The sequence below is a fragment of the Winogradskyella sp. genome (genome assembly GCF_045105575.1).
Taxonomy (GTDB): Bacteria; Bacteroidota; Bacteroidia; order Flavobacteriales; family Flavobacteriaceae; genus Winogradskyella.
On sequence record NZ_JBGCDQ010000047.1, the window covers coordinates 38,530 to 51,171 of the forward strand.

Annotated in this window: 13 protein-coding genes; 5 read left to right on the forward strand and 8 right to left on the reverse strand. The window is 34.5% G+C overall.

Translation table 11 applies throughout. The annotated features are described in order from the left end of the window. Positions 1 to 98: 98 nt before the first annotated feature. The 4 genes from AB8B52_RS11375 to AB8B52_RS11390 are packed head-to-tail and all read left to right on the forward strand — an operon-like array spanning position 99 to position 2,434. On the forward strand, positions 99 to 707 hold the full coding sequence (locus AB8B52_RS11375; RefSeq protein WP_406028183.1) for an LUD domain-containing protein: 609 nt from the start codon (positions 99 to 101) through the stop codon (positions 705 to 707). Beyond that, on the forward strand, positions 707 to 1,528 hold the full coding sequence (locus AB8B52_RS11380; protein ID WP_406028185.1) for a phosphatidate cytidylyltransferase: 822 nt from the start codon (positions 707 to 709) through the stop codon (positions 1,526 to 1,528). Before AB8B52_RS11375 ends, AB8B52_RS11380 begins: the two co-directional genes overlap by 1 nt. Beyond that, on the forward strand, positions 1,518 to 2,171 hold the full coding sequence (locus AB8B52_RS11385) for a phosphatidylserine decarboxylase family protein (RefSeq protein WP_406028187.1): 654 nt from the start codon (positions 1,518 to 1,520) through the stop codon (positions 2,169 to 2,171). The genes AB8B52_RS11380 and AB8B52_RS11385 overlap by 11 nt, the downstream gene beginning before the upstream one ends. Further along, positions 2,168 to 2,434: an acyl-CoA-binding protein gene (locus AB8B52_RS11390; RefSeq protein ID WP_406028189.1), complete on the forward strand. Its 267-nt coding sequence runs from the start codon at positions 2,168 to 2,170 to the stop codon at positions 2,432 to 2,434. The genes AB8B52_RS11385 and AB8B52_RS11390 overlap by 4 nt, the downstream gene beginning before the upstream one ends. On the opposite strand, the gene AB8B52_RS11395 is transcribed toward AB8B52_RS11390, so the two are convergent. Together AB8B52_RS11395 and AB8B52_RS11400 are read right to left on the reverse strand one after the other, a co-directional pair. Further along, entirely contained in the window at positions 2,435 to 3,346 is a 912-nt protein-coding gene (locus AB8B52_RS11395) for a dimethylarginine dimethylaminohydrolase family protein (RefSeq protein WP_406028191.1), read from the reverse strand. Positions 3,347 to 3,511: 165 nt separating this feature from the next. Then, the gene (locus AB8B52_RS11400) at positions 3,512 to 4,798 is read right to left on the reverse strand and encodes a citrate synthase (RefSeq protein ID WP_406028193.1); all 1,287 of its coding nucleotides are present in this window, start codon (positions 4,796 to 4,798) and stop codon (positions 3,512 to 3,514) included. A 174-nt stretch (positions 4,799 to 4,972) separates the two neighbouring features. Between AB8B52_RS11400 and AB8B52_RS11405 the strand changes: the two genes are divergently transcribed. Beyond that, positions 4,973 to 5,731 (forward strand): DUF481 domain-containing protein, encoded by a 759-nt coding sequence (locus AB8B52_RS11405; RefSeq protein ID WP_406028195.1) that lies wholly within the window; start codon positions 4,973 to 4,975, stop codon positions 5,729 to 5,731. Between the two features lie 64 nt (positions 5,732 to 5,795). Here the strand turns inward: AB8B52_RS11405 and eno are convergent, their stop codons facing one another. From eno to AB8B52_RS11435, 6 genes are all read right to left on the reverse strand, one after another. Beyond that, positions 5,796 to 7,088, reverse strand: coding sequence for a phosphopyruvate hydratase (gene eno / locus AB8B52_RS11410; protein WP_406028197.1), 1,293 nt, complete (start codon positions 7,086 to 7,088; stop codon positions 5,796 to 5,798). Between the two features lie 186 nt (positions 7,089 to 7,274). Beyond that, positions 7,275 to 8,378 (reverse strand): glutamine-hydrolyzing carbamoyl-phosphate synthase small subunit, encoded by a 1,104-nt coding sequence (gene carA, locus AB8B52_RS11415; protein WP_406028199.1) that lies wholly within the window; start codon positions 8,376 to 8,378, stop codon positions 7,275 to 7,277. Between the two features lie 234 nt (positions 8,379 to 8,612). Then, on the reverse strand, positions 8,613 to 9,371 hold the full coding sequence (gene tpiA / locus AB8B52_RS11420) for a triose-phosphate isomerase (RefSeq protein ID WP_406028201.1): 759 nt from the start codon (positions 9,369 to 9,371) through the stop codon (positions 8,613 to 8,615). A gap of 150 nt (positions 9,372 to 9,521) precedes the next feature. Continuing rightward, positions 9,522 to 10,598, reverse strand: coding sequence for an ABC transporter permease (locus tag AB8B52_RS11425; protein ID WP_406028203.1), 1,077 nt, complete (start codon positions 10,596 to 10,598; stop codon positions 9,522 to 9,524). A gap of 166 nt (positions 10,599 to 10,764) precedes the next feature. Further along, positions 10,765 to 11,859, reverse strand: coding sequence for a BT_3928 family protein (locus tag AB8B52_RS11430; protein WP_406028205.1), 1,095 nt, complete (start codon positions 11,857 to 11,859; stop codon positions 10,765 to 10,767). Positions 11,860 to 11,918: 59 nt separating this feature from the next. Next, positions 11,919 to 12,458, reverse strand: a complete 540-nt coding sequence (locus tag AB8B52_RS11435) for a DUF1599 domain-containing protein (protein ID WP_406028207.1) — start codon at positions 12,456 to 12,458, stop codon at positions 11,919 to 11,921. Positions 12,459 to 12,642 lie beyond the last annotated feature (184 nt).

Here is a 12,642-nt window from a genome sequence, read left to right on the forward strand (position 1 = left end):
TCTACATTCATATAAAAAACTTAAATTGACCTAATGTTAATTTAAGTTTTTTTATATTTGAAAATCACACCATCACAAGAAATAATAGCAACTATTGAATGAGCTTATTTCGTAAATTCTTCGGAAAAAAGTCTGAAAAGACTGAAGAACACATACCAAATCAAGAGCGTGGCAAGTATATGCCAGAAGTTAAGCTACCTGTAGATGAACGTTTTACTATTAATTTTAAAGCGAATGGTGGTAAGTTTTTATACTGCGAAAATTTTACTGAAGTAAAAGAGAGTTTTAATGCCATCTTGGATGAAAACAACTGGCAAAATGACAAGGTTTTTCTCTTCGATCAACGTTTAACAGAATTATTTAAAGGTTTTGACCTTAACACCACCAAAAAACTTTCTGAAAGCACTTACTTTTTATCCACTTGCGAATATTTAATTTCTGACGATGGGTCACTTTTGATTTCCTCAAACCAAATTGCAGAAAAAAAATTAGTCGAATTACCAGACAACTTTATAATTTATGCCACAACAAGTCAGTTTGTAGAAACTATTGGTGAAGGCCTAAAAGGCATTAAAGCAAAAAACAAGGTCACTATCCCAACAAATATTACGACGATAAAACATTTTAAAACCGCAGATGATAAGGACTTTTTAACTTATGGCAGCAGTTCTAAAAACTTATATCTACTTTTATTAGAAGATTTATAATGAAGGAACTCGCTATAAGAGCATTTTCTGGTGCGATTTATGTTTTACTCCTCATAGGTTCACTTTATTTTCAACAAGCCTCAGTCGTTTTAATTGCTTTCTTTGGTATTATCTCTTTAGTTGAATTTAGTCAGCTCATTAAGCTCAAATCATTTATTCAATACCTTATTTTTGGTATTATCTACGGTGGATTTTGGTACTTTAATTTATATAATTCAACCGTAATAGGTATCGACGAGGCTATTCAGATTTTATTGGTATTGACCATATTTGTAAATCTTATTTTAATTAAAGATCTGTTTGCTTCGAAAAAAATTCCACTTTTTGAATCTAAGCGCTATATAGCAACTACCTTTTATCTCTCGAGTGGCTTTGTGTTTATGTTGCTTATTGCTAATTATCAAAACGCCTTTACACCTTTATTACTTTTAGGTGGTTTTATACTTATTTGGATTAATGATAGTGCTGCCTATTTGGTTGGAAAGAACTTTGGTAAGCAAAAGTTGTTTCCCAGTATCTCACCCAAAAAAACGGTTGAAGGTTTTTTAGGAGGTTTGTTTTTTGCCTGTGTGTCTAGTTATTTTATTGCTACATATACCGAAACACTCGGCTTTACCCAATGGCTTATACTCGCCATAATTGTGAGTGTTATGGGTACTTTTGGAGATTTAATTGAGTCTAAATTTAAGCGTCAGGCTGGCGTAAAAGATAGTGGATCTATTATGCCAGGTCATGGAGGCCTGTTAGATCGGTTAGATAGTATTATATTTGCTGCACCATTTATTTATTTATTTTTAAGAATTTTGAGCTATGTTTCATAAAGAAGGTCATAAAATTATATTTGTTACGCTTGTTATTGTTGTGGGTTCATTCTTTTTAATAGATGAATTTATTTTAAATCCATGGCTGAGAAAAGGCCTGATGATTGCCATTCTTGTATTTTTTATTTTAATTCTGCAGTTTTTCAGAAACCCAAAACGCAACACGCATCCCAATGATAAGCAAGCTTTATCTCCAGTTGATGGTAAAGTTGTGGTGATTGAAGAGGTTGAAGAAAACGAGGTTTTTAAAGATAAACGCATTCAGGTTTCCGTATTTATGTCTCCTATAAACGTGCATGTAACGCGTTATCCTATTGCTGGTAATGTGAGTTACAGCAAATACCATCCAGGCAAATACTTAGTGGCTTGGCACCCTAAGGCCAGTGAAGAAAATGAACGAACCACTGTTGTTGTTGAGAATGATAGTTTTGGAAAAGTTCTTTACCGTCAAATTGCAGGTGCTTTAGCAAGACGTATTGTTAATTATGCAAAAGTGAATGATAATGCGCAACAAGGAGCCGATTCTGGATTCATAAAATTTGGGTCGCGCGTAGATTTATTCTTACCTTTAGATGCCGATATTAAGGTTGTACTTAATCAAAAAGTAAAAGGAGGTGAAAGTATCATTGCCGAAATGAAATGACATCAGAGGAATTAGACATAGAATTTAGGGCTGCTGTAGATCGTGTAAACGACCATACGGAACCTTTTCCTGCCGATTTCTTATTACGTCTCTATGCTTACTACAAAAAAGCTACTAATAACTATAACCGACCAAGCAGTAGAAAACCCATTATTAATGCGTTTAAAACTAATGCTTTATTTCAGGTTCAAAATATTAGTGAGGATGAAGCTAAACAAGAGTATATAGATCTTGTTACCAATTATTTTTTGTATCGCAAGTAATTAATCTCTTATTAAAGGTAAGGTAGAACAACGCAATAAACCTTCTTGTTTTGCAATTTCAGCATAAGGGACTTCTTCGACTGTAAATCCTTTTTCTCTTAACCAAGTATTTAATCTTGTAAAGTTTTTTTCAGAAATAATAACGTCTTCTGAAATTGAAAACACATTACTATTCATGTTGTACATTTCTTCCTTTGTAATTTCGAAGATATTGTCCTTCCCGAAAAAATTTACTAACCATTCGTATTCTTTTTCAACTAGAAACCCATTTTTATGAAGAATAGCTTTATCGGTTCCGATAGGTTGAAAACAACAGTCTAAGTGTAAGGCATTATCCATAGCGTTGGTCTGAGACTTTCTAAGATCAAAACTTTTTACTATTTTATTTGGAAATGTATGCGCTATAAAATCGACTCCTTCCATATTGGTGCGTGCAACAATATAGTCTGCGTAATCCTTGCCTCTATAGGTTCCAATAAAAATATAATCGTTCCATACAATAACATCTCCTCCCTCGATATGAGCTTCTTCGGGTGGACGAATTACTTTTTTAGGATCAATTTTGTCTATAATGTATTGAATAGCATCTAACTCTTCTTCACGATTTGGTAAAATGTTTGCTTTTACAAAAATATCGTTTATTACAAAGCCAATATCTCTGGAAAAAATCTGATTGCAATTTGCAATAATATCAGGTCTGTAAACCGTAACATCATATTTTCTAAAAACCTCTGCAACGGCTTCCATTTCTAAAATCATGTCCGCTTCTAAAGGATAGGTACCAGCTTTTATATGCTCAGCGGACTTAGGGTCATAAGCTTCCTCTAGCTTCGGTGTTGGTCCGTTACTTTTTGCTGTGCCCAAAATGACTGCTTTAAGATGCGACGTTTCGTTTTGTATATTAAGTTTCATAGGTCAATATCAATTATTTTATGGAAAGAAATTTAAAATACCAGAACTATTTTAGCTATAGCGGTTGTATTAGCTCAGCATACATTTAACATCCATACTTGGTCATTCTAAACATAGAAAAAGCTCCATAATACATATGAAGCTTTTTAAAAATATTGTGATAATTTATCTGTTTTCAACCGTTTTAAATGGTCGATGCGTTTCGCCAATATACAATTGTCTTGGACGACCAATTGGTTCTTTACGCATGCGCATTTCTTTCCATTGTGCAATCCAGCCTGGTAAACGTCCCATAGCAAACATTACGGTAAACATTTCTACCGGAATTCCCATAGCTCTGTAAATAATACCTGAATAGAAATCTACGTTTGGATACAATTTACGATCTACAAAATAAGGATCTTCTAAAGCTTCTTTTGCTAAACCTTTAGCGATATCTAAAATAGGATCATCGATACCTAAATCACCAAGGACTTCGTCAGCAGCTTTCTTAATAATTAAAGCTCTAGGATCAAAATTCTTATAAACACGATGCCCAAAGCCCATTAAACGGAATGGATCGTTTTTATCCTTAGCTTTTGCCATGTATTTTTTAGTATCTCCTCCATCTGCTCTTATCGCTTCAAGCATTTCTAAAACTGCTTGATTAGCACCTCCGTGTAATGGTCCCCAAAGTGCAGAGATACCAGAAGCTAATGACACAAATAAACCTGCATGAGATGAACCTGCTATTCTTACCGTAGAGGTAGAACAGTTTTGCTCATGGTCTGCATGTAAAATTAACAGCTTATCGAGTGCATTTACCAAAATAGGGTTCTGTTCATAGTCACCACTTGGGCTCTTAAACATCATTTTTAATAAATTCTCTACATAACCTAATTTATTATCTCCGTAATCTAGAGGTAAACCGTGTTTTTTACGCATCGTCCAAGCTACTAATACTGGAAATTTAGCTAAGATTCTTACAATAGCGTTATACATTTCTTCTTCTGAATTCACATCTACAGAAGATGGATAAAATGCTGTAAGGGCACTGGTTAAAGAAGATAACACTCCCATTGGGTGTGCTGACTTAGGAAATGCATCTAATATTTTTTTAATATCGTCATCTACTACGGAATGGTTTTTAATGTCAGCATCAAATTTATCTAATTGTGCTTGGGTTGGCAATTCTCCAAAAATTAATAGGTATGCAACTTCTAAAAAATCCGCTTTTTCAGCAAGTTCCTCAATCGCGTAGCCTCTATATCTTAAAATTCCTTTTTCACCATCTAAAAACGTGATGGCACTTTCGCAGCTGCCTGTATTTTTATAACCAGGATCAACAGTAATAACTCCACCTGTTGCACCTCTTAAACTTTTGATATCAATAGCGACTTCATTTTCTGTACCTACCAACAAAGGGAATTCGTACTTCTCACCATTAACTTCTAATGTAGCTTTATCTGACATATTTTCTTTTCGGATTTTAATAAATTATAAGGACTGTAAATTTACAAAATATCAAACGATTTCGGAACTACATTTATAAACGTTTTAACACTTAGAATACGGTTCTTTTAATCGTTTCTAATTTTAAACTTAAAAGCTAAAAAATGATGCTATTTTTGCGCTTATTTTATAATTATGAAAGCGCAACATCTCCTACTTTTTGTTTTAATAGTTAACTTTCAATATCTCACAGCTCAAATTGTAAATGTAGAATCATTAAGACGTGTTTCTGATACTTCTAAATGGTCTGGATCTGCGAGTCTCGATGTGGCACTAATAGAAAATAGACGTTCTATTTTTAGACTGACCAACCGCGTGAGGTTGCAATACAAAACAGAAAACAATCTGTATCTTTTTGTAAACGACCTTAATTTGCAGCGAATTGATGAGAACGCACTGGTTAATCGTGGTATTCAGCATCTGCGATATAATCGAAGACTTAATGAACGTATAAAATTAGAAGCTTTTACACAAAGCCAATACGATGCGATTTCAAATATTGATTTTAGAGGTCTTATTGGTATTGGACCAAGATATAGGCTCACAAAAAGTGATACCTATCGGGTTTATCTTGGAACGCTTATGATGTATGAATATGAAAAAGCCACCGAAGCTAATATTCCAATAATTAGAGATTTTAGAAATAGTACTTATGCGTCTTGTAGTTTGTATCCTTTAGAAAACCTCTCTATTGTTAGCACTACTTATTACCAGCCTCTGGTGAACCAATTATCGGATTTTAGAATTTCTAACGAAACGTCAATTGCATTCAAAATATTAAAAAACCTGTCTTACAAAACGACGCTTATCTATCATTTTGATTCGAGACCTATTATAGGTATTCCTCAAACGCAGTATGAATTAACTAATAGGATTGTTTATTCGTTTGATTAACAGCATAAAAAAACCTACAAAAATTAATTTGTAGGTTTTAAAACTCATTCAGTAAAATGTTGACTTACTTTATTTTAAAAGCATTTTCGCCAGGAAAATAAGCGACACTGCCTAATTCTTCTTCAATACGTAATAACTGATTGTATTTTGCCATACGATCACTACGTGATGCAGATCCTGTTTTAATCTGTCCGCAATTTAATGCTACTGCTAAATCTGCAATAGTATTATCTTCGGTTTCACCAGATCTATGAGACATTACTGATGTATAACCTGCATTATGTGCCATATTTACAGCAGCAATAGTTTCAGTTAACGTACCTATCTGATTCACTTTAATTAAAATAGAATTAGCAATACCTTCTTTAATACCTCTTTCTAAACGCTCTACATTAGTTACAAATAAATCGTCACCAACTAATTGTACTTTATCGCCAATTAATTCGGTTAAATATTTAAAACCTTCCCAGTCGTTTTCATCCATACCATCTTCGATAGAAATAATTGGATATTTACCAGCTAATTCAGCTAAGTATTCAGCTTGTTCCTTACTTGTTCTAATAACACCAGGATCTCCTTCAAATTTTTTGTAATCGTATTTTCCATCTACGAAAAATTCTGCAGCAGCACAATCTAAAGCGATTTTGACTTCATCACCAAATTTATATCCAGCGTTTTCAACCGCTTTTGCAATAGTATCTAAGGCATCCTCTGTGCCGCCTGGTAAGTTTGGTGCAAAACCACCTTCATCACCTACAGCTGTACTTAAACCTCTATCGTGTAATACTTTTTTAAGATTATGGAAAATCTCAGTTCCCATTTGCATGGCGTGTGTAAAGTTTTTCGCTTTTACAGGCATTACCATAAATTCTTGAAATGCAATTGGCGCATCACTATGAGAACCACCATTAATGATATTCATCATTGGTAATGGTAAGGTATTAGCCGAAACACCACCAACATATCTGTATAAAGGCATACCTAATTCGTTAGCTGCAGCTTTAGCAACCGCTAAAGACACTCCTAAAATGGCATTAGCACCTAATTTTGATTTGTTTGGTGTACCATCTAAATCCATCATCATTTTATCGATGGCGTTTTGTTCGAAAACAGAAACACCTAATAATTCTTGAGCAATTTCAGAATTTACGTTCTCTACAGCTTTTAAAACTCCTTTTCCCATGTAAGTGTTTCCACCATCACGGAGCTCAACGGCTTCGTGCTCACCTGTAGAGGCACCAGAAGGCACTGCTGCTCTTCCCATAATACCGTTCTCTGTAGTGACATCAACTTCTACTGTTGGGTTTCCTCTGGAATCAAAGATTTGTCTTGCGTGTACGTTGATTATAATACTCATTATTTTATGGTTTTAATTACTTTATATTAAAACCTACAAGGTTTTAGAAACCTTGCAGGTTAGTCAAATTTACGAAAATATAAGGCTAAAAACTTGTCGAAAATCATATTTATGATTTCTATTTACGATAGCGTTTTCGTTACTAAAAAAACGCAATAAAAGTTGAGTTTTATTGCGTTTTCTTTATTAGTTATTTTTAATATTCTCGATAAACTGATCAAACAGATACAGCGAATCGTTTGGTCCCGGACTTGCTTCTGGATGGTACTGAACAGAGAAACAGTTTTTATCTTTTAGCTTTATACCTGCAACGGTATTATCATTTAAATGGACATGTGTAATTTCAACATTAGCATTGGCTTCGGTTTCTTCTCTGTTAATGGCGAATCCATGGTTTTGAGACGTAATTTCACCTTTGCCTGTGATTAGATTTTTTACAGGATGATTGATACCTCTATGTCCATTGTGCATTTTATAAGTTGAAATACCATTAGCTAAAGCAATGACTTGATGACCTAAGCATATGCCAAATAAAGGCTTGTTCTTAGCTATAATTTCTTTAGCTAATGCTTGCGCTTCTACTAATGGTTCTGGATCACCAGGGCCGTTAGATAAGAAATAACCGTCTGGATTAAATGCTTCTAAATCTTCAAACTTTGCATTGTATGGAAATACCTTAACATAGGCATCGCGTTTGACCAAATTTCTTAGAATATTCTTTTTAATCCCTATATCTAAAGCCGCAATCTTATAGGTTGCGTTTTCATCACCAACATAATAAGGCTCCTTAGTTGAGACTTGAGATGCCAACTCTAAACCCTCCATTGAAGGTATTTCTGCTAATTGTTTTTTTAAGTCTTCTATATTATCAACTTCTGTCGTGATCACAGCATTCATTGCTCCGTTGTCTCTAATATAACTTACCAAGGCTCTTGTATCGACATCTGCAATTGCTAAAGTGTTATGCTTTTCAAAGAACTCCTCTAGCGATGCATCTGCTGCTGGTCTGGAATAATTAAAACTAAAGTTCTTACAAATTAAACCTGCTATTTTAACTGAATCTGATTCTACTTCGTCTTCTTTTGTTCCGTAATTTCCAATATGCGCATTCGTAGTGACCATTAACTGCCCATAATAAGAAGGATCCGTAAAGATTTCTTGATAACCTGTTGTACCTGTATTGAAACAGACTTCTCCATATGCCGAACCTTCTTTTCCAATAGACTTACCGTGGAAAATTGTTCCGTCTGCTAATAAGATGAGTGCCTTTTTTCTTTGTTTATATTTCATGTGATACTATGGTTGTTTAGTCGTTTGTTCTGAAACATGTTCAGCCTAAATTGTTGAATTGCTTTTAGATCTTAAAGGTTTTAAAAACCTTTGAGGTCTTTGGCGTACTGCTTGCGTTAGCGATTGAACGGTCTGTTTGAGCTCCTCGCAGAGAGCGAGTAGTGAAAGCGCGACCCTTGTGGTAACGCCCAACTTCACTAAAGCTTCGTTGAATTTTCTAAAGTTGTTACTAATTTAAAATGCCGTAATAATGGCATGAAAATCTTCTGCCTTTAAAGCTGCACCACCAATTAATCCACCATCTACATCTGGCTTACCAAAAATTTCACTTGCATTTGCTGGTTTTACGCTACCTCCGTAAAGTATAGAAACTGAATCCGCAACTCCGTTACCATATTTGTCAGCCAAGGTTTTTCTGATAAAGGCATGCATATCTTGTGCTTGCTCCGGACTTGCGGTTTCACCTGTTCCGATTGCCCAAACGGGTTCATAGGCCAAAACGATTTTCTTAAACGCATCGGCCTCTAAATGAAATAACGCATTTTTTATCTGGCTCTCAACAACAGCCTCTTCTTTATTTGCTTTACGATCTGCTAATTCTTCACCAAAACAGAAAATCACTTCTAATTTGTGTGCTAATGCTGCATTCACTTTTTCAGCTAGTAATGCATCTGTTTCGCCAAAATAAGCACGTCTTTCTGAGTGTCCTAAAATAACTGTTTTTACACCAACACTTTTTAGCATCTCAGCCGAAATTTCGCCAGTAAACGCTCCGCTAGTCGCTTGGTGCATATTTTGCGCAGCCACTTCTATTTTAGATTTTTTACAACGCTTTACCGCAGAAGGTAAATTGGTGAATGTTGGAGCGATAATCACTCTTGTATTTTTTAACTTGGTCTTCTTTAATGACTTTTTGATTTGTTTTACCAACGTTTTAGTGGCTTTTAAATCATTGTTCATTTTCCAGTTTCCTGCTACTATGTTTTTTCTCATAATATGGCCCACGAAAGTGGGTATCTTATTAAATTAAACTTCTTTTTCTGTTTTTCGAACCCACAAGGTTTTTAAAACCTTGCAGAATAATTCTATTTACAAAAATAACATAATAAAGAAGAAAGCTTGTTGATAAATGTCATGTAATTGTTAGGACAACTTAACTCTAGGATCTAGCCAAGCATAAATAATATCGACAAAAATATTAATAGTAATAAAGATAATTGCAATTACTAAAACAGCTCCCATGATTACTGGAAGGTCCAAAGTATTTAGTGCATTTACGATTTCTTTGCCTAAACCATTCCAACCAAAAATATACTCTACAAAAACGGCTCCTGCCAACATAGATGCAAACCAACCCGAAATTGCAGTGACTACAGGATTTAAAGCATTTTTTACGGCATGATTTTTTATCACTTGAAATTCACTTAGTCCCTTGGCTCTGGCTGTTCTGATATAATCTTGGTTTAAAACTTCTAACAAAGAATTTCGCATCAATTGAATCACAACTGCCAATGGTCTAATGCCTAAAACAATAGCAGGAAGGATGAGATTTTTCCATTGAATGGTCATTTGTTCGCCGAAATCATCGAGTTCGTATAAACTACCTGTCATTTCTAAATTGGTGTATTTGTGTAACACAAAACCAAATAACCATGCGAATAAAATAGCACTAAAAAAGGACGGCACACTCATACCAAACGTGCTTAAAATCTGAATGGCTTTATCTAACCAAGTGTCTTTATACAAGGCTGAAATAATACCAAAAATGATGCCTAAGACAATGGCAATAACAATGGCTGAGACTGCTAAAACAAACGTATTGGGAATGGTTTCGCCAATCACTTGGGTTACTTTCTTCCCTTGCTTGGTAAAGGATTCTCTTAAATAGGGTGTTTTTAAAACGGTTGTAGTATTGCCAGCAGTAAACAGTTTGGTCGCTGTGTACTTATTAGCTCTTAAATAGGTATAATCGTTTGGTGTGTTAGAATGGAATGACACAGGTGATAAATCATTTAAATAATATAAAAACTGTGTTCCGATAGGTTTATCGAAACCGTACTTCTGCTTAACGGCTGCAACTTGTTCGGCAGTTTGGTTTTGGCCTAACATCATTTTTGCAGGATCACCTGGAAGAATATTAAATAAAAAGAAAATGACAGTGATGACACCTAATAAGGTGATGAACGCATAGCCTAGTTTGTTAAGTAAATATCTTATCAAAAATTGTTTGTTTTCTAAAATCTTACGGGTTTAAATAGACGTTATTTCACAAAGTTACACAGAGAAGGCACAAAGTTTCACAAAGCACCCTTAAAACTAGAAAAACATTCTTGCCTTATGAAATAGCAATTATTGAACATCTTAGGTTCAGTTTTTCTGACCCTTACTACAGATTTATATCTTCAATATCATTCCAATGCGCTTTATTCACCACAGTACCATTTTTTAAAATGATCACTCCTGGATTTGCTCTCACAATGGTTTTAACTACTTTTTCATCACAGAGGTAAAAATCAAAATTAAGGTTATAGTTGGCTTTTAGTTGGGCTTTGTCCTCAGATCCTGACGAGGTTAACCCAATAACGGTGTAGCCTTTTTTAATCGCTTCGTCCGTAAACGCTTTTAACTTTGCCACACCTTCTGGCTCGCCTTTAGTGACATTATACATGGTAATCATCACTAAGTTATCTTTTTCTAAAAAATAATCTGTTAAATTTTCATCATCAGATTCTATAGAAAAATCTTGAATTGGTGGTATATAACCTTCGTCAATAAGCTTTGTTTCTACACCAACATAATCGCCATCTACTTTTGGATAGCTTCCGTTGGTTACAAATTCTTGTGGTTCTCCATTAACATTAAAGGTCCATGTATATTCTGAAATCGCTTTAGGAGCATTTTCTGGAGTGGTCATCCCTTCTTGGAAATTAGCACCAATTTTATAAGCTCTAAAGTCTATAGCAGGCAAATGCGACAACACATGATAACCGAACCAAAGCGATAGAATGAAACTCAACAACGCAATTATAGTCGTTGCAAGTTTTGTAAATATGGGTTTGATGTGTCTTATTCCGAAGAATAAAATTAAAATGAGTCCTAATAATACAATATCCTTAGTGAAGCTTTCCCATGGAGTCAGTTTAAGCGCATCGCCAAAGCAACCACAATCTTTCACCTTATCGAAATAGGCTGAATAAAACGTGAGAAAGGTGAAAAACACAATCATCAGTAATAAACTCCAAACCGTGAATTTAGGTTTGTAACCTATTAATAAAAACACACCCAATACGACTTCAAACACGACTACGATTACCGAAATACCAAGGGCATAAGGAATGAAAAAATCGATATTTAAAACGTCAGCGCCAAAATATTCTTCGAGTTTGTATGAAAAACCTAAAGGATCGTTCAGTTTTATAAATCCTGAAATTATGAATAATATTCCTGTGAATATTCTGCTAATTTGTACTATATATTTCATATGATTTTTAAATTATTCAAAAAGACTTCAACTGCACTCAACCTGAAAACCTAAAACAATTAACCTTCACCCAAATGAATCATCGCAAAAACCGAATAATTTATCATATCCTGATAATTAGCATCAATCCCTTCGCTTACTATGGTCTTACCAGCGTTATCTTCAATTTGTTTAACACGCAATAATTTTTGCAAAATTAAATCCGTTAGCGAACTCACACGCATATCGCGCCAAGCCTCTCCATAATCGTGATTTTTATCTAGCATTAATTGTTTGGTAATCGCAATATTATCGTCGTATAATGCTGTAGCTTCTTCAGTATTTAAATCGGGTTGTTCAACAACACCTTTTTCGAGTTGTACCAAAGCCATAATACAATAGTTAATGATACCCATAAACTCGCTAACTTCGCCTTCGTCTACTTTTCTCACTGCATTTTGCTGTAAACCTCTTATGCGCTGTGCTTTAATAAAAATCTGATCGGTTAATGATGGTAATCTTAAAATACGCCATGCGCTTCCGTAATCACTCATTTTATTAACAAATAGCGCTCTACATTTTGCGATAACAGCATCGTATTGTTTTGATGTATCTTGCATTTATTACGTAATAATTTCCGTAAATTTCGGACAAATAATTTAGAAGTTCAAGGTTTGTGGTTATTTTGTTTCTAGCGAAGTCGCAAAGGCGCAAACTTGAATTCTTAGAGATGTAATATTGCATAAAAACTATTCCTAAAAACTCGTTGGGATTTAGGATTTTTATATTGGAATTTTTCAACAG

Coding starts and splice junctions, on each gene's coding strand:
- AB8B52_RS11435 (WP_406028207.1), bottom strand. CDS start 12,458: ATGCAAGATACATCAAAACAATACGATGCTGTTATCGCAAAATGTAGA.
- eno (WP_406028197.1), bottom strand. CDS start 7,088: ATGAGTATTATAATCAACGTACACGCAAGACAAATCTTTGATTCCAGA.
- tpiA (WP_406028201.1), bottom strand. CDS start 9,371: ATGAGAAAAAACATAGTAGCAGGAAACTGGAAAATGAACAATGATTTA.
- AB8B52_RS11400 (WP_406028193.1), bottom strand. CDS start 4,798: ATGTCAGATAAAGCTACATTAGAAGTTAATGGTGAGAAGTACGAATTC.
- AB8B52_RS11375 (WP_406028183.1), top strand. CDS start 99: ATGAGCTTATTTCGTAAATTCTTCGGAAAAAAGTCTGAAAAGACTGAA.
- AB8B52_RS11430 (WP_406028205.1), bottom strand. CDS start 11,859: ATGAAATATATAGTACAAATTAGCAGAATATTCACAGGAATATTATTC.
- AB8B52_RS11385 (WP_406028187.1), top strand. CDS start 1,518: ATGTTTCATAAAGAAGGTCATAAAATTATATTTGTTACGCTTGTTATT.
- AB8B52_RS11395 (WP_406028191.1), bottom strand. CDS start 3,346: ATGAAACTTAATATACAAAACGAAACGTCGCATCTTAAAGCAGTCATT.
- AB8B52_RS11405 (WP_406028195.1), top strand. CDS start 4,973: ATGAAAGCGCAACATCTCCTACTTTTTGTTTTAATAGTTAACTTTCAA.
- carA (WP_406028199.1), bottom strand. CDS start 8,378: ATGAAATATAAACAAAGAAAAAAGGCACTCATCTTATTAGCAGACGGA.
- AB8B52_RS11390 (WP_406028189.1), top strand. CDS start 2,168: ATGACATCAGAGGAATTAGACATAGAATTTAGGGCTGCTGTAGATCGT.
- AB8B52_RS11380 (WP_406028185.1), top strand. CDS start 707: ATGAAGGAACTCGCTATAAGAGCATTTTCTGGTGCGATTTATGTTTTA.